The sequence below is a fragment of the Microcoleus sp. D2_18a_B4 genome (genome assembly GCF_036702475.1).
Classification (GTDB): Bacteria; Cyanobacteriota; Cyanobacteriia; order Cyanobacteriales; family Microcoleaceae; genus Microcoleus.
The window spans coordinates 51,898-76,998 of sequence record NZ_JAUBTL010000027.1 but is presented as its reverse complement, the minus strand read 5'-3'; the positions used below and the strand labels follow the sequence as shown (position 1 = coordinate 76,998).

Annotated in this window: 16 protein-coding genes; 11 read left to right on the top strand and 5 right to left on the bottom strand. The window is 45.7% G+C overall.

The window, feature by feature from the left end; genetic code table 11:
• Nucleotides 1-98 precede the first annotated feature (98 nt).
• A complete protein-coding gene (gene alaS / locus QUB04_RS17065; RefSeq protein WP_333286078.1) occupies nucleotides 99-2,750 on the bottom strand; it encodes an alanine--tRNA ligase in 2,652 nt (883 codons plus the stop codon).
• Nucleotides 2,751-3,493: 743 nt separating this feature from the next.
• Here alaS and QUB04_RS17060 point away from each other — a divergent pair.
• From QUB04_RS17060 to QUB04_RS17025, 8 genes are all read left to right on the top strand, one after another.
• Nucleotides 3,494-3,703 carry a hypothetical protein gene (locus tag QUB04_RS17060; protein ID WP_333286076.1) on the top strand — a complete coding sequence of 70 codons (210 nt, stop codon included), beginning with the start codon at nucleotides 3,494-3,496 and terminating at the stop codon, nucleotides 3,701-3,703.
• A gap of 170 nt (nucleotides 3,704-3,873) precedes the next feature.
• Nucleotides 3,874-4,482, top strand: coding sequence for a hypothetical protein (locus tag QUB04_RS17055; protein ID WP_333286074.1), 609 nt, complete (start codon nucleotides 3,874-3,876; stop codon nucleotides 4,480-4,482).
• A gap of 6 nt (nucleotides 4,483-4,488) precedes the next feature.
• Complete coding sequence (locus QUB04_RS17050; protein WP_333286072.1) at nucleotides 4,489-7,188, top strand: OmpA family protein; 2,700 nt, start codon at nucleotides 4,489-4,491, stop codon at nucleotides 7,186-7,188.
• Between the two features lie 2 nt (nucleotides 7,189-7,190).
• On the top strand, nucleotides 7,191-7,727 hold the full coding sequence (locus QUB04_RS17045) for a Rab family GTPase (protein WP_333286070.1): 537 nt from the start codon (nucleotides 7,191-7,193) through the stop codon (nucleotides 7,725-7,727).
• Nucleotides 7,724-9,277: a PAS domain-containing sensor histidine kinase gene (locus QUB04_RS17040; RefSeq protein ID WP_333286068.1), complete on the top strand. Its 1,554-nt coding sequence runs from the start codon at nucleotides 7,724-7,726 to the stop codon at nucleotides 9,275-9,277. Before QUB04_RS17045 ends, QUB04_RS17040 begins: the two co-directional genes overlap by 4 nt.
• A 150-nt stretch (nucleotides 9,278-9,427) precedes the next feature.
• A complete protein-coding gene (locus QUB04_RS17035) occupies nucleotides 9,428-12,214 on the top strand; it encodes an adenylate/guanylate cyclase domain-containing protein (RefSeq protein ID WP_333286066.1) in 2,787 nt (928 codons plus the stop codon).
• Nucleotides 12,215-12,297: 83 nt separating this feature from the next.
• Nucleotides 12,298-16,005, top strand: coding sequence for a PAS domain S-box protein (locus QUB04_RS17030; RefSeq protein WP_333286064.1), 3,708 nt, complete (start codon nucleotides 12,298-12,300; stop codon nucleotides 16,003-16,005).
• Between the two features lie 4 nt (nucleotides 16,006-16,009).
• Complete coding sequence (locus QUB04_RS17025; RefSeq protein ID WP_333286062.1) at nucleotides 16,010-17,128, top strand: ATP-binding protein; 1,119 nt, start codon at nucleotides 16,010-16,012, stop codon at nucleotides 17,126-17,128.
• Between the two features lie 279 nt (nucleotides 17,129-17,407).
• On the opposite strand, the gene QUB04_RS17020 is transcribed toward QUB04_RS17025, so the two are convergent.
• Complete coding sequence (locus tag QUB04_RS17020; protein ID WP_333286060.1) at nucleotides 17,408-18,580, bottom strand: FAD-binding oxidoreductase; 1,173 nt, start codon at nucleotides 18,578-18,580, stop codon at nucleotides 17,408-17,410.
• Between the two features lie 211 nt (nucleotides 18,581-18,791).
• Between QUB04_RS17020 and QUB04_RS17015 the strand changes: the two genes are divergently transcribed.
• Together QUB04_RS17015 and QUB04_RS17010 are read left to right on the top strand one after the other, a co-directional pair.
• A complete protein-coding gene (locus QUB04_RS17015; protein WP_333286058.1) occupies nucleotides 18,792-19,070 on the top strand; it encodes a hypothetical protein in 279 nt (92 codons plus the stop codon).
• 50 nt (nucleotides 19,071-19,120) lie between these two features.
• A complete protein-coding gene (locus tag QUB04_RS17010; protein WP_333286056.1) occupies nucleotides 19,121-19,660 on the top strand; it encodes a DUF2231 domain-containing protein in 540 nt (179 codons plus the stop codon).
• 67 nt (nucleotides 19,661-19,727) lie between these two features.
• Here the strand turns inward: QUB04_RS17010 and cutA are convergent, their stop codons facing one another.
• The 3 genes from cutA to QUB04_RS16995 all read right to left on the bottom strand — a co-directional run bounded on the left by cutA (nucleotide 19,728) and on the right by QUB04_RS16995 (nucleotide 23,868).
• Entirely contained in the window at nucleotides 19,728-20,048 is a 321-nt protein-coding gene (gene cutA, locus QUB04_RS17005) for a divalent-cation tolerance protein CutA (protein WP_333286054.1), read from the bottom strand.
• A 44-nt stretch (nucleotides 20,049-20,092) separates the two neighbouring features.
• Nucleotides 20,093-20,989 (bottom strand): pentapeptide repeat-containing protein, encoded by an 897-nt coding sequence (locus QUB04_RS17000; protein ID WP_333143215.1) that lies wholly within the window; start codon nucleotides 20,987-20,989, stop codon nucleotides 20,093-20,095.
• Nucleotides 20,990-21,351: 362 nt separating this feature from the next.
• A complete protein-coding gene (locus tag QUB04_RS16995) occupies nucleotides 21,352-23,868 on the bottom strand; it encodes a VIT domain-containing protein (RefSeq protein ID WP_333286052.1) in 2,517 nt (838 codons plus the stop codon).
• Between the two features lie 248 nt (nucleotides 23,869-24,116).
• Between QUB04_RS16995 and QUB04_RS16990 the strand changes: the two genes are divergently transcribed.
• Entirely contained in the window at nucleotides 24,117-25,073 is a 957-nt protein-coding gene (locus tag QUB04_RS16990) for an Rpn family recombination-promoting nuclease/putative transposase (protein ID WP_333143213.1), read from the top strand.
• Nucleotides 25,074-25,101 lie beyond the last annotated feature (28 nt).

The following is a 25,101-nucleotide window of genomic DNA, read 5'->3' as shown; positions in this document are numbered from 1 at the left end:
ATGGATTTGGGGTTGGTTGCGGATTGATTGCGGGTTGATTGCGGAAGTCCCGGCGATTTCCAATCGCCGGGTGTCTCAACGGCCGAGTTTTTTCCTAATTAACCCAACCCTTCAACTAACAAATTCCGAGCACTTTCCAACGCTTCCTGCAACTTACTTGCATCGCGTCCGCCAGCTTGCGCCAAATTAGGCCGCCCGCCACCTTTTCCGCCGCAAATTTGAGCAATTCCCCCGATAAACTTGCCAGCTTGCAATCCTTTCTTATTGACTTCAGGACTAAAAGCAGCCACCAAACTTACCTTGTCCGGTTCAGGAATTGATGCCAAAACAACCGCAGCATTTCCTAACTTTTGCTGCAATCTTTCCGCCGCAGTTTTCAGCGCTTCCGTATCCACATCACCCAATTGAGCTACAATGATTTTGAATTCGCCGATCGCCTCAGCCGCACTCAGCAACTGGTCGGATTTCGCGATCGCCAATTCCGACTTCACAGCAGCCAAATGTTTCTGAGTATCCTTCAACTCATTCTGCAAATTAGTAATCCGGTTCGGCAATTCTTCAGGCTTCGCCTTAAATCGATCGCCCAAATCGCGCACCACCTTATCCCGCACATTCAAATAGTCCAAAACAGCTTGTCCCGAAACCGCTTCAATCCTGCGAGTTCCCGCCGCTACCCCCGCTTCCGAAACAATCTTAAACAGCCCGATTTCTGCCGTATTGCTGACGTGAGTCCCGCCGCACAATTCCATCGAAACGCCGGGAAAATCGATAACCCTCACCACATCGCCGTACTTCTCGCCAAACATCGCAGTCGCGCCTTTTTCTCTCGCTTGGGCGATCGGCATTTCTGCAACTTCAGCAGCGTGCGCCTCAGCAATCCAACTATTAACTAAATCCTCAATTTTCTGCAACTCTTCTGGTGTGACAGCGCGCGGAGAATTGAAATCAAACCGCAATCTCTCAGAGGATACCAGCGAACCAGCTTGCGAAATCGAATCGTCCACAATTTTTCGCAAAGCTGATTGTAATAAGTGAGTTGCTGTGTGGTTGGCCTGAATTCGGCGGCGACCGCTATTGTCAATTTTCGCAGTAATACTATCGCCAACTCTCAGCGTTCCCCGTTCCACAAAGCCGAAATGCACGAAGAAATCCGATTCCTTCTTCACATCATCAACTCTTACTAACAAACCATCACCATTATCTCCGCTTTTCAAATAACCTTTATCCCCAATTTGTCCGCCGGATTCAGCATAAAACGGCGTTTGGTTTAAAACAACTTGTACCTCAGTGCCTGCGGCTGCTTCCTCGACAGATTTGCCGTCAACCAAGATAACTTCCACCTCAGCTAAACTCGACAATTCAGCATAACCGACAAACTCAGTTCCTTGGATTGTTTCAGCCAACTTATCCAAAGAACCCTGCACAGTCAAATCGATTGTTTGGCGAGCATCTTTAGCGCGAATTTGCTGTTCCTTCATCGCCGCTTCAAAGCCGTCCAAATCCACAGAAATTCCCTGTTCATCAGCAATTTCTTGAGTTAGTTCTAAGGGAAAACCGTAGGTATCGTAAAGAGTGAAAGCATCTTGACCGCTGATTTGTTGGTTGGTTTGCTGTTTTGTGCGATCGACAATTTCCTCCAGCAGCTTCTCTCCGCGTTCCAAAGTCTTGAGAAACTGCGCCTCTTCCCTTGCCAATTCCGCCTTAATTTGACCTTCCCGCCGCCGCACGTTCGGATAAGCAGCTTCCGAAAGGGCGATCGCACTTTCAGCCACCCGCACCGTAAATTCGCCCTGAATTCCAATCAGTCGCCCGTGGCGTACCACCCGGCGAATCAACCGGCGCAAAATGTAACCCCGACCAACATTCGAGGCGCGAATTTCGTCCGCAATCATGTGCACCACAGCCCGAATGTGATCGCCAATTACTTTCAGCGAAACCTTGACTTTTTCATCGCTATTGTGGTAATCAATCCCGGCAATTTCGGCCGCCGATTGAATGATCGGAAAAATCAAATCTGTTTCGTAATTATTGGGGACTTTCTGGAGGATTTGCGCCATCCGTTCCAGTCCCATGCCAGTATCAATATTTTGATTTTGCAGCGGTGTTAAATTGCCCTCTGCATCTTTATTGTACTGCATGAAAACCAGGTTGTAGAATTCAATAAACCTGCTATCATCTTCGAGGTCAATATTGTCGCCTCTTTCCGGGTGAAAATCATAGTAAATCTCCGAACACGGGCCGCAGGGGCCAGTCGGGCCGGATTGCCAGAAATTGTCATCTTCTCCCATGCGCTGAATGCGATCGCCCGGAATGCCAATTTCATCGCGCCAAATCGCAAAAGCTTCGTCATCTTCTCGGAAAACGCTAACAACCAAATTGGACGCTGGTAAACCGAAAACTTCCGTGGAAAGTTCCCACGCCCAGGCGATCGCCTGTTTCTTGAAATAATCCCCGAAACTGAAGTTACCCAACATCTCAAAAAACGTGTGGTGGCGGGCGGTGCGGCCGACGTTTTCGATGTCGTTGGTGCGGATGCACTTTTGAGAAGTCGTGGCGCGCGGTGATTCGGCGGTGCGCTGTCCGAGAAATATCGGCTTGAATTGTAGCATTCCGGCGATCGTCAGCAACACCGTCGGATCTTCGGGAACCAAAGAAGCACTCGGCAATATCTTATGTCCCCGCTGAGCATAAAAGTCGAGGAAGGTTTGGCGGATTTGGCTGCCACTGAGAAACTTAGGAGAAATAGTCATGACAAGAACTGTTAAGTATGTAAAGATGTAGCAACAATAGAATTTATAGGACTTTTGCACGGGTGTCCAGAAACCGGGTTTTTCAACCAAAATACTTGCTTAAAATCCTCAATCTCGGTGAAAAAACCCGGTTTCTTTGTTCGGAGTGCGTGAGTGCTAACTTACATCTATTTGGATATTCATATCATTATACTTAGTAATGTAAAGACCTATCAAGTTTTGCAAATAGTGCTTTACTCCTCCGAAAGGCCATGCTAACTTAATAATAGACACCGGGACAGAAAGAGAAAGGAGGTCGCTATATTTAGAAAGAAAGTTCGAGGATATAGGCATGGTGTCTCCGGTCTAGATTCCGAGGCGCAGCAGAAATTAACCGAACACAACTTGAAATAGTGGCGAACTGCCGATCGAGCAGTCAAGCCAAACCGCAGTCGAGTCAGACTTATTGTGGTTGCGGATTAAAAGTAAAGCTGCACAAGTTGTAAACCCTAGTAAGTAACAGTTCTCAATCGGAAACACATCTCGTTTGTTAGAAAAAACAAAGTTCTCATATTATTGGGTCTGGTCGCTGTCGATCGGGCCCTATGAATTTTTATAGGGCCTCGCAGGAGAAGAGGCTTCGAGGGGGAGAGAGGGGCCGAGTTCGGCTGTATAAGTGGTTTCTGCTGAAAGAAAACTTCCCTGTGAGGCGATCGGCGAGCGATCTGTGCAGCTTTTGAGTTATATATTATATATAATGGGACGTGGAGCAAGCCCACCCGCTTTTTGCCGGGACTCCAGCGCTGTGGTATGAGGCACTGTCAAGATGGGATATCATTGAGGATGTCACTCAAGACCTTAAAACCTTCCCCGCTGTGCTGTATAGCAGCAAAATCTACGCTTCTATTAGCTTGCTGCAAGCCCAGGATAGTCAACCGCCATTTTTGGTGACAAGACCAGGCTCAAAAATTTGAATCTCAGGATATTTAGAGTCAAAACTCTAAAAAATCCCATCCCCGACGCAGGGGTTAGAGTTCAAACAATAAAAGCCCGCCCACTCAAAAAAGCTAGTGCCACCCACAACGGTAGTAAATCACTAGCACAGTTCTTAAACTCACAATGTCCAGAGATTCCAGGTAAAAGTATGCCCGAAATAACTAAAGAAGAAATGCGCGAACGGCTGGGAAATATCGACCAGATCCGCGATATCATTTTTGGAGCGCAGCTTAGAGAATACGACAATCGCTTCGATAAAATAGATTCCGACTTGTCGATGATGCAGCAAGATATGCAAACTCGCATCGAACAAGTAAGAACAGTTCTTTCAGGAGAAATGAGGGCTGCAGTTGATTCGTTAGAAAAGAAAGTTAAATCGCTCACCTCAAACACCCAAGAAGAAAGCGCAGATATCCGTCAGCAAGTTGATCGCATTAACCGCAAATTCTCCAGCAGCGTGGAAGCCCTCGACGAGGCTATAGACAATCAAACCAGTTCGCTTCGCGACGAACTCTCGAAAACCAGAGATCGACTATCTGAAGAAAGCCGCACTTTGAAAACACAAGTGTTTGAAGAACTCGATCGCCGCTTTTCCATGCTCAGAGATGTTAAAGTTTCCAGAGACGACATGGCAGAAATTCTGTTTGAACTCGGCATGAGGCTCAAAGGAACAGAATTTGTGCCCGAACTTAAAGGCGTTGCTGATAATAAGTTAAATAACGAATTTCTGTTGCCGGAGCGCCACCATCACGGATAATAACGCATGGCTTTACCGAAAGAAAATCCGGCTGACGACAATGAGTTAGAGGGTTTTGTTTCTAAACCTGACGAGTCTGCTGCAGATGCAGCAACCCAGCTAGAACCCTTGCTGAATCTGTTAGTCGATCTCAAAATTATTGCGGGTTCAAACCAGCAAAATGCAGATCCCGAAGATGACAGCAGCGACGAAAAAAATCAAGCTGGGGCCCTCGGCGGGTTGATGGATTTGTTAGGTATTTCTGAGCAAGCGCCAGAGGAAGTTGCAGCGAGTGTACCCGAAACAGGCGATAGCCAACCGGAGTCTGGCGATTCCCTGGCTGTTGCAGACGAGTTCAAAAGTTTGCTGTGGGCTACTCACAAACTCAACACTTCAGAACTGGAAAAAGACTATTCCTCAGCTAAAACTATAGATGTTTCCGCGCTCGCCCAGCCGGATTTGGAGGAGGAATCACAGCCTGTCGAAGAATTGTCAAACTTGACAATGAAAGATTCTCTACAGTACGTACAGGCTCAAAAATCCCACAAGTTCGATCGGCATTTACAGGATTTTTCCGCTCCCGAAACCGAGTCAAAACCATCGGAAATTCCCGATAATCCCATAGTTTCCACAGTCTCAGAGCCACCAGAAACTGCATATTTAGATGCTGCAGTGGCTTCGGATCTAGAAATCCCAAACTTACGAGAACAGCCGACAGAAATATTAGGACAAATTAAACAGGATTTAAATGAAGCCGACAGCGCGATGGAAAGGCTGCAAAATCTGATGTTCGGCTCAAAAATGTCGGATATCGAGCAAGTCAAAAATCTGCTGGCAGAAAACGACTTGCCGGGGGTGCGCCACCTGATGGCAACAATCGACGATAAATTAGGAAAATTGGAGCACCAAATCTACGAGCCCCAAGAGTTGATTGAGTTGATGCTGCCTTGGATCGCAGAAATTCTCAGCCGCAAAATTGCCGATTCCAGAGAAGAAGTTGTCAAGGCGATCGTGCCCATTATTGACGAAGTGATTAGGGCAAAAACTCAGGAAAACAAGTCGGCAATGAGTGCGGCAATAGCTGAGCTGCTTCCCGACGCACTTGCTCAACAAATAGTGAATTCGCCAGCGGATATTGCTAAGGCGATCGCCCCAGAAATCGGTCTGGCCATTAAAGAGCAAATTCGCCTTGACCAAGAGTCGATCGCTCAAGCCCTCGCCCCCGAAATGGGCAAAGCGATTACAGCCCAAATAAGACTCGAACGCGACTCTATGGTGGATGCGCTCTATCCCGTAATTGGCAGTACAATTTCCCGATACATGGCAGAAGCTATCAAGACAATCAATGAAAAAGTGTCAAATGCCATCAGCGTCGAAGGATTCAAAAGAAAAATTCGCTCCAAAGTACAAGGAGTCTCCGAAGCTGAATTAATCCTCAAAGAATCAATACCCTTTACCGTCCAAGCAGCATTCTTAATTCATAAAGCATCAGGCTTGATTATTTCCGAAGTTCAAAACTCAGAAAGCTACCAGTTAGAATCAGAAATGGTAGCCGGAATGCTCACAGCTATTCGCAGCTTTGTTAACGAGTGCATCGTGCAGCCGGGAGAATCTTCCGAACTCAATCAAATTGAATACGGCGACTCAAAAATTATCCTAGAAGTAGCGGGATATTGCTACATGGCCGTCGTGATTAAAGGAGAACCGCCCCACTTATTCATCAAAAAAATACGACAAACCGTTACTAATCTCATCCTTAATTATGCTAAAGTAATTCACGAGTTTAACGGCGACCCCGGTACTATACCGGAGTCGCTGCACCCGTACATAAAAAGTTTATTCGATCCGCTACAAACGGAAAAATCAACAAAACCCCCGATCGCCCTAGCGGCGATCGGTTTAGCCGCCTTGAGCTTAATCTTAGTACCTTGGGGAATTTATCAGTACCGCAGCAGCGTTGAGCGTCGCCTCGAAGCAAATGCCATCGCAGCTTTAGCCTCGACTCCCGAATTAGCAGTTTACCGCTTAGATGTTGCAGTTGAGGGCAAAACTTTAAAGCTAACCGGAAAGTTGCCAAATCAAGAATTGCGGGCACAAGCTGCAAAAATAGCCGCATCTACTGCACCAAAATTGCAATTAGATAATAGAATTGTAGCTGTAGATGTCCCCCCAGATCCAGTTTTGACGGCGGCGGAGGTGCAGCGGATTACCGCTGTTTTGAATCAGAAAGAGGGCCTTTCTATTTCTACGCGGTATGGCGATCGCAAAGTGACTGTAGAGGGTACCGTTAGAGACGGTGCAGACGCACAGAAAATAGCTCAGTCCCTGAAGCAAATACCCGGTGTTCAATCGGTGATTAGCACAGTTAAATTAGATCCGCTGAAAATTACAACCCGCATCTACTTCCAGCAAGGAACGGCAATATTAGACTCTACACATGGAGAAATCATCGCCAGTGTCAAAAATTTCATGGATCAATATCCTCAAAAACAGATTAAGATAATTGGGCACAGCGATCGAACTGGGGAAATTGCTACAAATCAACAGTTGTCGCTCAGGCGTGCCGCAGCAGTGCGAGATGCTTTAGTGCGGCAAGGTGCTGACCCAAAGCGCCTCCAAACGGTTGGCATCCCCCATCCTCCTGCCGACGTGGAACCCAATCAACCACGACTTTTAAGCAGATGCGTGGTATTTGAACCAATAACTAACACCATAAACAGTAAATAATTATGTCAGTTACTATATCTAAAAAAATGTGTATGATCGGCGATTTTGGCGTGGGCAAAACCAGCCTGATCCGCCGTTTTGTCGATCGGCAATTCACCGACCAATACCTCTCCACCGTGGGAGTGAAAATTTCCCGCAAAAACGTAGAATTAGAAAACGTAAAACAGCGAGAAAACGTGACTGCACAGTTGCTGATTTGGGACTTAGAAGGGCATACAAAATTCAAAGGAATAGCACCGACTTACTTGCAGGGAGCTAGTGGCGCTTTAATCGTTGCCGATGTCAGCCGCTCCGAAACAGTTGAGCGAATCTCCGAACACATTCAGCTTTATTCTTCCGTCAATCCTAAAGGGTCAATTATCGTCGCTTTGAACAAAGTAGACTTAATTGACGAGGAAAAATTGGCGTTGCTAGTGGAAATGTCCCATTCGATAGGTCAAGACAAAGTAATAGCAGTTTGCACGACATCTGCTAAAACCGGCAAAGACGTTGACGAAATTTTCTACAAACTAGCTTACACAATGGTAGAACAAGTATGAATCCCCTGTTAAGAAAGCTGTTGGGCCCGCGACAAACACAGTATTTTCTAGTAAATCACCATTTCATCATTCAGGAAACCTCCGCCGAAGTGCAGAATTATGCCGATACTCCGGGCGACGCGATACCCGGTGCAGATGCTCGTCTGAGTTTTCCCGAACTGATTGGCATTGAAAATATCCTCATGTCTATCATTATGGGACGGCTGCCTGGTTTTGAAATCAAAGGTATCGCTCGGTTTGCCGACCAGAACCGCCCTTTATACTTTGATATGTTGGCTATCAAATATGAAGAAGAACAAGAATATGTGCCAAGTAAATTGCTAATTTTGATTGAAGATACCACCGAAAAGATGGTAATGAAGCAATCGTTGATTCAGAGGGCGAATGAAGCTAATCTGTTGGTTAGTGCCTTAGCCGCTTCTAAAGATTATATAGATAAAGTTATTCGTTCGATGGGCGATGCTTTGTTGGTGACAACAACATTAGGAAATATCAAAAGAATCAATCAATCGTCCCAATGGTTATTTGGGTATAGCGAAGCCGAATTAATCGGTCAGCCCCTGTCTTTAATATTACTAGAAGAAACCTTAATCTCCCAAGCTCGCCACCGCTATATTTTGTCTCATAAAGAGCTGCGTAGAGAACTAGAAATAGTCTGCACTACGAAAGCAGGAGAAGAAATTTGGGTAGAATTTTCCTGTTCGGCAATTCAGACAGAATTAGAGGGACTTTACGATTTCATTTATATAGGTAGGGACATCACAGAACGCAAACAACAAGAAATAGAAATTCGCCGCTCTTTGGCAAAAGAGCAAGAACTCAGACAGGTAAAATCTCGTTTTTTCTCGATGATTGCTCACGAATTCGGCAATCCTTTAAGTACAGTATTATTTGCTACTAAAATCCTCCAAGACTACGGCGACGAAATCACCCACGCGGAAAAACAACAATACCTGCAACACGTTAAATCAGCATCTCAACAAATGGCTCAGCTATTAGATGACGTGCGGTTGCTCAGCAGCGCCGAAGCCGGAAAACTCGAATTCTATCCCGCACCAGTTGACTTAAAAAAATTTTGCAGCGAGTTAGTAGAATCAATTAAAATTAGTTATGGAAAAAATCATACCATTAACTTTATTTATAAAGAATTAGTTACCCCCGCGAAACAAAATGATATCGACTCGCAGGAAACGCAAGAGTTGCCCGCACTAGATCCAAAATTGCTGCGGCACATCTTGACAAATTTGCTGTCAAATGCTGTCAAATATTCGCCCCTCGACAGCAATATTTATTTTGAATTAAATTGTCAGAATGAAGAAGCTACATTTAAAATTAAAGATGGAGGCATTGGCATTCCTCTAGAAGACCAAGAACAACTCTTTGAATCTTATTATCGAGCCACAAATGTCGGAAAAATCCCCGGTACAGGACTGGGTTTATCCATAGTCAAGCAGTGTGTAGACTTGCACGGAGGTGAAATCGAATTTTCCAGCGAGATAGGGTTAGGCACTACCTTTATAGTCAGAATTCCCTTTGACAAACAGAGATAAATATAGCCTTTCTCAGTAACATGAGATGCTCTCGCGGGCATAGGGCATAGGGCATAGGGCATAGGGCATACCTCACCAAGATTGAGAACCGCTATAGATTGATTTTAGATAATTCGATATACAGGGCGCATTCACTACTAAGAATCTCACATGAAAACCTTGTTAAAAAAACTGTTAGTTCCCCACCACTTGGAATACCTAGCACTGGATAAAGACTTTTTAATCCAAGAAATCTCTCTGCAAGTGCAGCGGTTTGCCGACTGTCCCGACGCAGTAGTCGCCGGCAACGATGTTCGCATTCCCTTTCCAGAATTGGTGGGAACTGAAGAAATTTTAATCGATATTTTTGAAAAACGTTTGCCAAATTTTGAATTAAAAGCGATGACGCGACTATTAGAAAATGGTTCGCGGCTTTATTTTGATATGTATATCGTGCAGTTCACCAATGACGAGACTTATCAGAGATTAATTATATTTTTTCAAGACGTAAGCGACAGGATGGCTTTAGAACAAACTCTAGTGCAAGCTACCAATGAAATGGATATTTTATTGAGTACCTTAGCGGCTACTAATAATTATGTTGAAAAAATTATTAGTTCAATGGCGGAAGTTTTGTTGGTAACAACAGCCTCGGGAAAAATTAAAAAAGTCAATCAAGCAGCTCAAGATTTGTTCGGTTACAGCGAATCAGAATTAGTAGGGCAGCAAATAGACGTTCTTGCGGCTTTTGGCTCCTCTTTGCAAGCAGTCAGCCAAGAGGAGCCTCAACAATTGCAAACTCACGTCGAAGTAATTTGCACGGCAAAAACCGGAGAAAAGCTCACAGTTTCGTTTTCCTGTACGGCGATTTCGACTGACATTAAAGGCATTTCTGGCCCTTTGCCTGCCGTTCAAGATTTCGTGTACATCGGCCGCGATGTCACAGATAGACAGCGGGCCCGCCAGCGACAAATAACTCAGTACATCACCACTCGCATCCTGTCGGCATCCGAAACAATCAAAAAAGCTATAGCAGCAATTCTCCCGGTAATTTGCGACAGCTTGGGATGGGATACTGTCGAACTTTGGATGCCAGAATCCGGGGAAAAACTGCTGTCAGAAACTAAGAGAATAACTGCGGTTTCCGACCCCAATTTGCTTCGGTGCGTCGCCAGTTGGACAAAACGCTCCGTTTCTATCCCCAAATTTGCCGAATTTACCAAACAAATGACTTGTGCGTTGGGCGAAGGATTGCCCGGTTTCGTTTGGGCTAGCGGTTCAGCTCAGTGGGTTGCAGATGTCACAAAAAGCGACTGTTGTCTGCGCCGAGAACTTGCGGCCGAAGAAGGACTGCACGGAGCTTTTGGTTTCCCAATTGTGGGCGACTACGAGGCGGAAACTTCTGCAAGATATGTGTTGGGGGTGATGACTTTTTTCAGCCGCGAAGTGCAGTGTTTTGATGAAGAATTGCTCCAGACAATGGCGACAATCGGTAGCCAAATCGGTCAATTTATCAAGCGCAAGCAAACGGAAATAGCTTTGCGGGAAAGCGAAGAACAACTGCGAGACTTATTTGAAAATGCTACTGACTTAATCCAAAGTATAGGAGCTGACGGTCATTTTTTGTATGTAAATCGGGCTTGGCGGGCAACTCTGGGCTACACCGAAGCAGAAATTGCTCAAATGACTATTTTTGATATCATTGATCCGAACAGTTCCCCAGAGTCTCTGGATATATTGTATCAAGCTATTACCCAGAAAACGGTAAATGAAAATACATTCTATCCCGACTCTATTGAACTAACGTTTCTTACTAAATTTCATGAACAAATTTTGCTAGAAGGCAGCATAAGCTGTAAAATTGCTGCAGGTTCGCTAGTAGCAATTCGCGCGATTTTGCGAGATATTACTGCTCGAAAGATGGCCGAAGACGCTCTCGCAAAATCTGTGTCCCTGCTGCAAGCAACTTTTGATTCTACTGCTGATGGTATTTTAGCTACTGACAGGAGCGGAAAAATCGTCACTTTCAATCGAGAATTTGTGGAGATGTGGGGCATACCTAACGAAGTGATGGCACTGCGAGACGACGCTACAACGATCGCCTTTGTGCTGAACCAACTCAAAGACTCCCTAGCATTTGAAGAAAGAATACAATCGCTTTACGAGCAGCCAGAAGCCGAAAGTTACGACTTGTTGGAATTTCAAGACGGCAGATTTTTTGAACGCTATTCGGAACCGCAGCGGCTGGGAGATACAATTATCGGCAGAGTCTGGAGTTACCACGACATTACGGAACGCAAGCAAGCAGAAGATGCCTTGCGGGAAGAACAAGAAAAATCAGAAAAGCTGCTGTTAAATATCTTGCCCAAGGCAATAGCAGAACGCCTCAAGCAAAACGAAACTACTATTGCCGAATACTTTCCTGAAGTGACTGTTTTGTTCGCCGACATTGTGGGGTTTACAGCTTTGTCTGCCGTTATGAATCCGATCGACCTCGTGGAGCTCCTAAATAAGATTTTTTCAGGATTCGACCTTTTGTGCGAACGGCACGGGTTAGAGAAAATCAAGACCATCGGCGACGCATACATGGCGGTTGGAGGGCTGCCTGAACCCAGGGCAGACCACGCAGAGGCGATCGCCCAAATGGCCCTAGATATGCAAGCAGAAATAGCCCGATTTAATGCTAGCCATAATAAATATTTTAGCATCCGCATCGGCATTCACAGCGGCCCGGTTGTTGCCGGAGTAATTGGCATAAAGAAGTTTATTTACGATTTGTGGGGCGACACAGTAAATATTGCTTCCCGCATGGAATCTCACGGTTTGCCTTGGCGGATTCAAGTCAGCGAAACTACTTATAAGTTATTAGAACACAAATATGTATTTCAGGAGCGGGGAACTATTCAAGTTAAAGGCAAAGGGGCCATGAAAACTTATCTGCTCATTGGCAAAATATAAGGCCGGTCATCAGTCATCAGTCATCTGGCTGATGACTACAAGTGTTGCTAAAGTTAATTAGCAATACTTTTTGACCACGACTAATGGAACTTGCTAATTTGTCGGCCAATTTACGATCGCCCGACGAAGCTGTCGATCGCCATCCTGCCACGGTTGCGCCCTCAACTTGCCTCGGTGATGCGATCGCCCTGATGCGTCGGGCGAGCAACCCTTGCCCACTGCCTAATTCACCTGCATTTCCCGACTCAAACGAAACTGTAAAAGCATCGATTAGTTGCGTCTTAGTTGTCGATGAAAATCAGCTAGTCGGACTGCTAAGCCCGGAAGATGTGCTGAACTTAGCCGCGGCAGAATACGGATGGCAAGGCATGAAAGTTGCCGACGCAATGACGCGGAATTTAATTGTCTTAAAAGAATCAGAATTTACAGATATTACTACCGCATTCAAGCTATTTTGTCAATACTCGATCGATTGCTTGCCAATTGTAGATGAACGGGGTCAGCCAGTAGGTTTAGTCAGCGAAAAAAGGATTCGCCCAGCAATGTATAGCTGGATCGAGGCACTGCATCAAGAAGTGGCAAAACTCCAGGAACAATACGAACTGTTAGAGGGCAATTGTGGACTAGAAAAAGTCAGCGATCGCAAAAATGCCGAAAATGCCATGCGGCAGAGCGAGGCGCGCTACCTGGCGATTGTGGAAGACCAAACCGAACTGATTTGCCGCTACCTCCCAGACGGTAAAATCACATTTGTCAATCAAGCTTACTGCCGTTATTTCGGCCTGCAGCAGTTCGACTTACTCGGCAAATGCTTCATGTCGCTGCTGCCAGAAGCAGACCGAGAAATTTTTCAACAGCAATATACTTCTGTGTCTCCCGAAAACCCTATTTTTACTTCCGAACATCGAGTAATTTTGCCGAGCGGGGAAATTCGCTGGCAGCAGTGGATCGATCGGGCTATATTCAACGACAGCGGACAAATCGTCGAGTATCAAGCAGCAGGCCGGGATGTTACGGATCGCAAACAAGCAGAAATCGCTTTGCAGCAGCTCAATGCAGAGTTAGAACGGAGAGTGCAGCAGCGGACACAATGGTACGAAATGGCAGTATCGGCCGGCAAAGTGGGGGTTTGGGACTGGAATTTGGAAACCGATGAAATCTACATTGCTCCCTCTTTGAAAGCTTTGTTGGGCTATCAAGACGCAGAGATTCCCAACCGCATGGAAAATTGGGCATCTCACGTTCATCCCGACGATCGAGTTGCAGTCGCCCAAGCAGTAAAGGCTTATCTAGAGGGTTTGACAGAAATTTATGAAGTAGAACACCGGATGCTGCGTAAAGACGGCAGCATCTGCTGGATACTTGCCCGCGGCAGCGCGATCCGATCGGCTTCTGGCAAGGCCTTCCGCCTGACTGGCACTGACACCGACATTACCGATCGCAAATTGACCGAAGAAAAACTCCAAAACTCCGAAGCCGAACTGCTGGCGCTGTTTAACGCCATGACGGATATCGTGCTGGTTTTCGACGCAAGCGGCCGCTACCTCAAAATCGCCCCCACGGCTCCCGAACTGCTGTACAAACCGGCTCCTGAAGTGCTGGGCAAAACCCTCGCCGAAATCTTCCCAGAAGCGGAAGCTAATTTTGCCCTCGGCCACATTCGCCAAACATTGGCATCTGGGGAAACCCACAGAATTGAATACAGCATGGAAATTGGCTGCAAATTATTTTGGTTTGATGCCAGTATTTCGCCGCTGGAGCTCGATCGGGTGATGTGGGTCGCCAGAGACATTACGGCTCGCAAACAGGCAGAAGCTGCATTGAAAAAGAGCGAGGAAAAGTTTCGCAACTTATTTGACGATGCTCCGATCGCGCTTGGTTTGGCAAGCGTGCGCGACTACCGCACCATCAAAGTGAATGAAGCTCACCGCCAGATGTTGGGCTACAGCGATTCGGAGTTGGCTACCATGACTTTTAGTGAACTCACGCATCCAGAAGATTTACAAGCAGATGTAGAGGAAGTCAAGCAGTTGATGTGTGGCAATATTTCTCGCTTCCAAAGGGAAAAACGCTTGATTAAGAAGAATGGCGAGCTGATGTGGGCAAACTTGACGGTGACGCTGATCCGCGATCGCGAGGGCATTCCTCTCTACAGCATGGGGGCGATCGAAGATATCAGTTATCGTAAGCGGGCAGAAATCGAATTCCACCAGTTAAAAGAACGCCTGCAATTTTTACTGGGTTCTAATCCGGCGGTAATTTTTACCGTCGCACCTACCGGGGACTTTTGTACTACTTACATCAGCGACAACGTTCAGACAATCGTTGGCTACGACCCCCAAGAAGTGTTAGCTGATTCTAAATTTTGGTCGAGCCGAATTCACCCTGAAGATCGGTCACAATTTCTAGTAAACTTTTCCGATTTGTCAGACGAAAAAAATTGCATTTGCGAGTACCGTTTTCTACACAAAGACGGAATTTACCGCTGGCTAAGGACGGAACTAAAACTATTGGTTGACAGCAGGGGTATTCCGATCGAAATTATTGGTTATGCCGCTGATATCAGCAATTCTAAATACGCCGAACTCGCTAGGGGGCAGCAGTTCGAGCAAGAACGGCTTGTGGAGGCGATCGCCCGTCGTGTCCGGCAGTCTTTGCAATTAGAGGAAATTCTCAACACTACCGTTGCCGAACTCCAGCAAGTATTATTAGCCGATCGAGTTTTGATTTATCAAATTTTACCCGAAAACGGCGGCCGAGTCATTGCTGAAGCCGTGGCAGAAGGATGCAGCCAACTTGTGGATAGATGTTTTGGCGAAGAGGCTTTTCCGGCCCAAAGTTATCAGCTTTATCTGCAAGGGCGAATTTCTGCGATCTCCGCACTAGATGATCCCTCCCTTAAACCTTGTGTGGCGGAGTTTATGAAACAGATTCAAGTTAGGGCAAAGTTAGTAGTGCCGATTATTCAGCACAGCCAACTTTGGGGATTGCTGATGGCCCACCAATGCGATCGCCCTCGTGATTGGAAAGAATGGGAAATCAATTTATTCCAGCAGTTGGTGAATCAATTGGCGATCGCCATTCAGCAATCTCTACTTTACCAGCAACTGCAAGCTGAACTGAGCGATCGCAAACAAGCAGAAGCAAATTTGAAAAACTCCCTCAAAGAAAAAGAAATTTTGCTCAAAGAAATTCACCACCGCGTCAAAAACAACCTCTGCGTAGTTGCCAGTCTGTTAGAATTGCAATCGAACACAGTTGCCGACCCGCAAGTAAGCAAAATGTTTGAAGAAAGTCAAAATCGCCTTTATTCTATGGCTCTGATTCACGAAAAACTGTACCGTTCGACTAACCTAGCGCAAATTAATTTTGGCGAATATCTCGAAGATTTGGTAAGTAACTTGTTTCACTCTTACAATATTAGCAACAACCGAATTCAGTTGCAGGTATTAGCTGAGCCAATTTCCCTAAATCTTGAAACCGCTACTCCCTGCGGTTTAATTGCCAATGAATTGGTTTCAAATACCCTGAAACACGCTTTTCCTGATGGCACAACTGGTACACTTAGTGTAGAATGCTATCAAAAGGGCGATCGAGAAATCAACCTCTTAGTTAAGGACAACGGCATTGGCTTTCCTCAAAACTTAGATTTCCGGAAAACTCAGTCAATGGGGTTTCAAGTTGTCTGCACTTTAACCGAGCAGTTAGAAGGAACCATCGAAATATCCAGAGAATTTGGTACAGCATTTCACTTAAGATTTAACGAATTAAAGTATTTTCAAAGATTGTAAGAATATGAGTTTTTCCGAAAAACCAATTAATATTTTGATTGTCGAAGACGAACTGTTAATTGCTAAAAATTTATCCCCTAAATTAGAAAAATTGGGATATCAAATTGCCGATATCGTTTCTTCAGGAGCGGATGCCATCCAGCGCGCCCGCGAACTAAGACCCGATTTAATTTTAATGGATATAGTTATCAAAGGCGACATTGACGGCATAGAAACAGCAGCAGTAATTAATCAAGAATTAGATATACCAATTATCTATACAACTGCCTATGCCGACGACGAAACTTTGCAGCGAGCCGAAAATACTGGTTCTTATGGCTACCTGCTCAAACCTTTTAAAGAAAGAGAAATGCACGCCACTATCAAGATAGCACTGAGCAAACATCAAGAAGCGGTTACTCTGAAAAAAATAATGGCGTTAGCAGCAGAAAAAAGCGAAAATAGATCGCGCTTTATTTCAATGGCTTACCACGATTTAAACACTCCTTTAACTACCATACAGTTATCTGCTGAAATGCTAGAAGATAGCGACTTGAATAGAACCCCCGGAAGTCCCAATAAAAATGTCGCTCGCATTAAAAAAGCCGTCAGTAATATGAGTGGGTTGCTGGAAGATTTTTTAATGCTTAGCAAAGCAGAATCCGGCAAAATTTCTTTAAATTTAAATCCGATTAATGCGACGGATTTATGCAATTCTATTTTAGAAGAACTGCAACCCATTGTCACCGACAAACACCTCGTAACTTTCCGCAGCAAAACAAATCCGCTGCACGCCAATCTCGATCCCAAACTACTGCACCACCTCCTGACTAATTTGCTTTCAAACGCTATTAAATATTCTCCAAACGGCGGCAAGGTCAGTTTAGAATTAAGCTGCGAAAACCAGCAAATAATTTTGTGCGTTCGAGATGAGGGAATTGGGATGACAGCGGAATATCAAGAAAAACTATTTCAGCAGTTTGAACGGGGTGCTAATGTAGGCAACATTAAAGGATCGGGTTTGGGACTCTGCATTGTCAAACACATAGTTGACCTGCACGGCGGTACAATAAGTGTGGAAAGTGCGATCGGCAAAGGTACTACATTTATTGTCACGCTGCCTTTGTTAGTTAGTAGTCAGTAGTCCGTAGTCAGTCGTCAGTAGTCATTAGTCATGTCCGGTAAAATAAGCACAATACTTGTAGGGGCGGGTTTCACCAACAATCTATCATCCAGACTAACAATCTACATAAACCCGCCCCCACCACGCGACAGAATTTCATCGCGGACAATTCAACGGAGAGGAGATAAAAGTATCGGGGGGGCGGGTTTATGAGATTGTAGATTACAGGCAATTATTGTTAGTGAACCCGCCCCTACAAAATTCATACAAGTCTCAATCAGGCCGGACATGATATCATTTTTAAGCAAATCGATCGGGAGACAAAAGCTCGATCGCCCTATCTTCTTCTCCCCCCGCCACATTAGCAAATCGCTCAGCCAAAGCAGGTACAATAGTCAAAGGATTGCTGAGACCCGAAAAAACGTGCAATCCAGGGCGATCGGCAATCGGCCCCACTACAGGCAAATTATCAGCGCTGAATGCCACACTACACTCGTGCCAAGTTGCCGATAAACCTGCCAAATCAGGCAAAACATTGCCGATTCCTGTACGAATTGCCGTTTCGCTGGTTTCGCGATCGACTTTAGCATTCAAATCGCTCAAAGTGCGAGACAATTGCCCGATCCGCAAACTGCCATCATTAAACTGAATGGCACCCGAATCTAAAATCGGCGACAGCAACTCTTTACCAGGTTCATCCCAAAGAAAATCCACCTCATTTCTACTCGATTCTGCTTCCAATTCAAAACGTTTTAATACCGCCGGCATCACCAAAGTCCTGAGTTTCAAATCCACAGGTGCAGTTTCCAAAATCTCCGTGCGAGTAAAATAAACTCCCACAGAAACACCAGCGGCTTTCAGTAAACTCCGACTCCAACCTCCAGCACAAATAACCGTATTTTCGCCGGCATAACTTTCCTGTACCGTCTTGACTCCCGAAATCCGATTTCCCTCTTCTATAAACCCAATTACTTCAGCAAATTCTATAGTTCCTCCCAACCGCAGAAACCCTTGACAATAAGCTTTATTTGTGGCAGTCGGCGAAATGTGACCGTGACGCACAGTCAGAGCTCCGGCGATCGCACTTTTATTCAGCAAAGGTTCCAAATCGCCAGATTCTGCAACACTCAAAAGCTGCGGAACGATCGCAAATTGCGCGTAATTAGCCGCCACTTTTTCGGCATCGGAACCCGCATCAATTGTCAGCAACAAATCCAACTCGCGAAACTCAGTATCACCAGCTAATTCCGCTGATAAATTGCGGTGGCGTTCGATACCTTCCCGACACAATTGCCGAGTTAAATCAGTCGTTCCCGACCAATAAGCCAAGCCGCCATAACTAAAACGAGTAGCATTTTGCATGGTAGCATCTCGTTCCAAAAGCAGCACAGCAAAACCTTTTTTTGCCAGTTCGTAACTCAGTGCCGCACCCGTAATGCCACCGCCGACAACAATCCAATCGTAACTTTTCATGGGGAACTCAAAGGGAAGGAAAATATCATGCTTAGATTTTAGCTTACGTTTTTTCGGCACCACTCGAAAAACCTCTACCTACAGGAAGAGGCTGCCTGCGATCGCCCTAACTGAAACTTCCACCCGTCGGGAGATGTTTAGGTAGAGATATTTTTCGTTCAATAGTAGGAATTAGAGTCAGCAAAAAATTAGAAATACCAGAGAGGTTTTTATGAGTATCGACAAACCAGGCAAAGATATGGAGCGCACGGTCAATCCGGGCGATCGTATTTCCGACAAACCGCAAACCATTGAAGAAAAAGCGCAGCAACTGGCGGTAGACCACGTGCCCGATATCACGGGAGATGTTGTTACAGTTCCAACTTATGTGATCGTCGAAGAACCGGATGGGGAAAAGAAAGCTTTGCACCACGTCAAAGACGCCGAGGAAATTTCCGACGTAATTCGGCAGGCCCGCGTTGACGAAAATGGCGAACGGGTTTGGGATTAAGTTCAATCCAATAAAAACGGCTTTGTTGTACAAAAGTTATCAGAGAAATCATGGAAACAAATCCCAGAAATAGTACGCCCTATCCCAATCTTCCGCCGATTCTCGAAAGTGACGACGCAGAGTACCGCGACGCCGGCATTACGAGTACGCTTTCAATTGCAGGCCATCCCATCCACCCCATCATCGTCATCTTTCCGGTAGCCTTTTTAGTAGGAGCAGCGGGCACGGACATCGGTTATTGGCTGACAAGCGATCCGTTTTGGGCGAGAGCTTCGGTTTGGCTGATGGGTGTCGGTTTTGCTGCGGGGATTTTGGCCGCAATCACAGGCTTTTTAGATTTTTTCAAAGTTAAAAGAGTGCGCGATCGCAGTGCCGGTTGGTTGCACATGGGCGGCAATGTGGCGGTTATGGTACTTACCCTGATTAACCTGGTGTTGCGACAAGGAAATCCGGCTGAGCCGATCGTATATACAGGTTTAGCAATATCGATCGTCGTGGCAGCCTTGCTGGGCATTACAGGCTGGTTCGGCGGCGAACTAAGTTTTCGCCACAAAATCGGCGTCATTGGCCCTACCAGTCATAATTCCTAGGTTTCTGACCATTTGTAGTAGGGACTTCACTCCCTCTTCATTGGATAATTTAGGACTAAAGTCTTGACTACAAACTTAAAGATTGTCCCAGCCAATTCAGATAAGCATCGCTGCCAGCGATAATAGGAATAGCAATAATTTCGGGAACTTCATAGGAATGGAGTTCCTGAACTTTTGTTTTTAAAGCCTCAAATTTAGCCAAATCAGTTTTAATCAGCAACTGCCACTCTGACTCGGCATGAATCTCGCCTTGCCAAGTATAAATAGAGCGAATTGGCGACAAACTCACACAAGCAGCCAGCTTGTGTTCAACTAGAGATTTCGCGAGATTCTCCGCCTCCGCCTCCGATGCCGCAGTTACCAGAACCACCCCAAAATTAATTGTCATAGTCATCAGTGAACAGTGAACTGTGAACAGTCAACAATCAACAATCAACCGTTAATCTCATTAACTTCCCAAGAATTGACTCTGCCAGCCCCAGCTAATGAAAAATAGCGCCTAGTAGATTCCGGCAAAATAGCTCCCGCCAACAAAGCATTATCTAAATTAGCTCCTATTAACGTCGCCTCGCTCAAATCTGCAGCCATCAAATCTGCTTGACACAGCTTTGCCCAATTCAGATTTGCCCCTCTCAAACAACTTCCCCTCAACTTAGCCCCGGTTAAGTTTGCACCCGCCAACTTCACCCCCCGCAACTGAGCCGCGCTGAAATTCGCCCCCGCCAAATTCGAGCCTTCCAAATTAGCTCCCATTAGTTTAGCTTCACTCACGTTAACACCGCTTAAATCTGCACCGCAGAGATTCACCCCCGCCAACTGCGCTCGCCGCAAACTGACTCCTGTTAATTGAGCTCCAAAAAGTTTTGCACTATTGAGCCTTGCACCGTAAAGGTTGGCCCACTTAAAATTAGCTGCAGTCAGATTAGCGCCCAGCAAGTTAACTAATTGCAAGTCGGCGCTGCACAAATTCGCATTCCACAACACAGCACCCCGCAGGTTTGCGCCAGTTAAAGTTGCGCCGCTTAACTTTGCTCTCGGCATTTTTGCTTTTACCAAAAAAGCTCCACTCAAATTAGCTTTTGTCAAATCTGCACCTGAGAGTTGGGTTTCACCCATTTTGGCAAAACTCAGATTTGTTCTGTGCAGCAGTGCACCTTTGAGTGTTGCTTTGGTGAGAAACGCCCTACTGAGGTTCGCCCCGGAAAGATTAGCTCGCGAAAGGTTGACTCCGATTAAGATTGCTCCGCTGAGGTCTTTCCCGCTGAGGTCGGCTCCAGTAAAGTCTCTTTCTCCTTTTTCGTAATTGTTGAGCAGTTCGCTAACTTCCATAGGGCGTGATACCTTCTATGATTGGGGGGGTTTCGATCGAGAAATCTCTAATCTTAAGGTTGTTTCAGAAATTAGACTGTTTCAGAAATTAGACTGTTCCAGCGTTTGCCTCAAACGGTATAAATCCCAATAACATCACTTTCTGTTTTAAGGCAATCTCTTAATAAAGATTTTATATCTTCCACGCGGTAGCGATCCCGCTTTCGGTATTTTTGAATTAAAAATTAATGTTTCTTGACATAGATAGTCATTGCTTAACGATCGACCGTTATATCAAATCCGTTAGCATCGGAATAGTAAATTCCAGTTCACTGTTCACTGTTGACTGTTCACTGTCAACAGTGAACCGTCAACCGTCAACATCATTCCGGTGTAACCGGAAATGATATTATTCGCAACTTCAGGCGCAGCGTGCCCTTGAATCCTGCGGGAGGTTGCCAGGAACTCAAGGCCCTCTTGAGAGCCTCTACGGCGTCTGTTGCTTGCAGCGTCGAGGTTTTAGTGTCGATCGCCAATCGGGCAACGCGGCCGTCTTGTACCAATAACTTCCATACCGTTTCACCGCTAACCCCCGCCGGGAGATTAACAGATTGCAGGTATTGAGTCAAATCCGCGATCGCCCCTGCATCCAACCCTTCGACGCTAACTACTTGCAGGCGAGAAGCCTTTGGCTGCGATGGTTGCAACTCACCGTAATCTCGCGGCGGCGCCATAGCAGGAGCTGGACTCACCGGTGCCGGGCGGGGAGTCGAGGTAACGCTGCGAGTGCCGCCTCTAGTTGGCTCTGCCCCCTCCGACTGGAAAATACCCTCATAGTTGACACCCTGCGGCAATTCTACAGGCACTTGCACTCGACGACGAGTTCCATCTGCTTCGACTCGCACTTCTTCGCTCACAGCCACAAAAGCCGTGTATTCCGACAGCAAGCGATAAGTCAGAGCAGTATTAGTCACAGCTTCCACTAGAGATTTAGTCTCGCCACCAAACATTTGATTCATTAAATCTTTAATGCGCGATCGCCCCCAAAGTTGAGCTACCGCCGGATTGCCAAAATCCGTAGCGGTTGCGGCGACTGAAGTAGACTCCCGCTGCCGCCCGCCGGATTGAGCAAAATTAACCGGTAAAACTTGCTCGTAAGCTTTGCCGCCGGCAAGAGTGCCGCGGATGCGAAGTTGGCCGGGGGCTCGATCGGTCTTTTTGCCAAACAAAACCAGTGGCTGACTCGCAAACAAGTCTGGCGGTGCGATCGGATAAATCTCCGGTTTTTCCCCCATTCCTTCCCAACTAATTTGAATATTAGTCAATACCGGACGATTAATTTGACTAAAAAACTTTTCTGCTGCTTCTGCTGACGGTTCATCTTGACGAATTACTTGAGACGTGCCTCTTCCCACTTCCGCCAAACGGTTGAGCAAAAACCGATTCACCGAACCGCCGACACCAAAACTATAAAGTCGATTTCCTGGTTTCAGACTCTGCTGAACCAGAGCCAGCACTTCATTTTCATTACCAATGTAACCATCCGTAATTAATACAATACTCCGCAGCCTTCCCGTAGCCGCCGCCGGAAAATTCATCACTGCTTGAATCCCGTTAAGCAGTTCACTTCCTCCGTTAGCCTGCAACTTTTCGATATAATTAATTGCGCTTTGTCGATTTTCTGCCGTATTCGCTAAAGGAGTAGTTGAAAGCGCTTGCGTAGTGTTGGCAAAATCAATAATAGTAAAAGTATCGTTGGGATTCAGTCCTTGGATGAAGCGGCGCATCAACTCCTTAGATTTTGCTAGTGGTTCGCCCTTTTGAGAACCGGAAGTATCCATCAGAAACACGACATCTTTAGGTACAATTTCATTAGTTTGGTAGTTTAATGCCGGAATCAAATAAGTAGCAAAATGACCGCCCCGCTGGTCGGATTGAGTCAAGACAGTTGAGCGCGTATTTTCGCCCGCCACTCGATAGCGCAAAATTAAATCTTTATTGGGAATTGTGTCAGAATTGGCTAATTGTACTTGCACAATATTTCCCCTGCGGTCAGTTGTAATTTGATGGGAAGTAGAGCGGACATCGCCGATCGCAACTCCGGCATCTATTTCTACCGAAACAGCAATATTGTGACCCGATCGCGCTCCCGGAGGCAAAACAGGCGGGTTAATGCGATCGGCACCAGAACGATCGCCCCCCCTTACTAAGTTGGGGGGGGTCGAATTTCTCGAAATATAGCGCGGCCCTACCACCATTGGAAACACAAATTCGTAATCGCCGCCGACAAACTTGAGACTTTCGGTGTAGCGAATCGTAACTTCAATTTTTTCTCCCGGTTTGATATTAGCCAGAGACTGAGTAAAAATATTATCGCGTTCTTGTTCCAACAAACCTGCACTCCGGCCTTGCTTTCTGGCTTGTTCGTACATTTCCAAAGCTTCCTCGCGGCGTTTGATATCAGCTTTAATAATTCGATCGCCTATTTTAATTTCCATATCATCCACCGCCGCTTCATCGGGCAAAGGAAATACATAAACAGCTTCTATAGATTCGGGAAAAGGATTTTCAAACTTCTGAACAACTTCGACGCGGGAGATATTGCCAGCTATTTTGGCTTTAACTTCCGTCTGCTTGAGAGGAAAGACTTGTTCTGAGGTCGTATTGGGAGTTTTGACGAACAAACCGCCGACAGGACATCGAGTTTCGGGCGATCGTCCGCCATTGCAATTAACATCGTTACTAGCGAGGATTTTCGGCGACACAGACGAATAATTTTCCCCAGGATCTTTTGCCCGCGCTGCATGGGGAGCAAGCCACGCGCCACACTCTATCGCAGCGAGCAATGCGATACCAGCAGAAAGCAACCGTTGAGGGGATAGAACGCAGACAAACTTCATAGCTGTTGTTTTTAGCAGACTTGAGGTGCTTTGTTTACCATGACTTTACCCTTTGCAAAACGTTCCTGAGTTAGCTTTTTGGGAAAAATGAAGAAACGGGCTGCACAAACGAGCAGGTTTGGTCGATCCTCTTCGAGGGCTTCACCAACGGGCGATCGAGCCCAACCTGCAAGATTGTATAATTAAGTTAGACGACAGTTAAATAGCTCTAACCGAAACCCCTGAAACCCTAATAAATTGTAATTACCATGAATTTTATCAACCCCAAAACCGACTTTGCCTTTAAAAAAATATTCGGCTCGGATGACAGTAAAGACATTTTGATTAGTTTCTTAAATGCTCTCCTCTACGAAGCACAGCCCGTTATCGAAGATTTAGAAATTATCGACCCCTATTTAGCTCCAAACATTAAAGGCATCAAAGATACTTACTTGGATGTTAAAGCCAAGATTACTGGTGACAAAACTGTGATTATTGAAATGCAGGTTTTGAATGTAGAATACTTTCAGCAGCGGGTTTTGTATAATGCAACTAAAACTTATTCAATGCAGCTAAGCACAGGAAGTGGCTACAGCAATTTAAACCCTGTGATTGCTCTGACAATTACAGATTTTAAAATGTTTGAGAATATGGACACAGTGATTTCGCACTTCATCTTCAAAGAAAAGACATTTTTAGTAGATTATCTAGCGGATCAATTTGAGCTGGTATTTGTGGAGTTACCAAAATTCAACAAGGGACTAGATGAATTAGAAACCTTGACCGATAAGTGGATATACTTCATGAAAACAGCTCAAGCTTTACAGTCTGTTCCAGAAGAATTGGAAAATGTACAGGAACTGAAACAGGCTTTTAAAATTGCCAATAGAGCGAATCTAAATGCTCAGGAACTAGATGATTTAGAGAAGCGAGAAATCTTCATTCAAGACCAGCGTGGCTCCATTAGTCTAGCTACCAAAATAGCCCTTGCAGAAGGTATCGAGCAAGGTATCGAACAAGGTATCGAGCAAGGTATCAAACAAGGGAATTTGCGATTAATTACTCGCCAGTTGGAACGTAGTGTAGGCGCACTGTCGCCGGAGATCCAAGCCTGTATAAGTCAGTTATCCGTTGAGGAATTAGAGAGTTTAGGAGAGGCTGTATTAGACTTTGCCACCTTGTCAGATTTGACAACTTGGTTGCAAGCACATAACAATCGTCAATAATTTGGTCAAATGGGTGTAGGGGCAATCC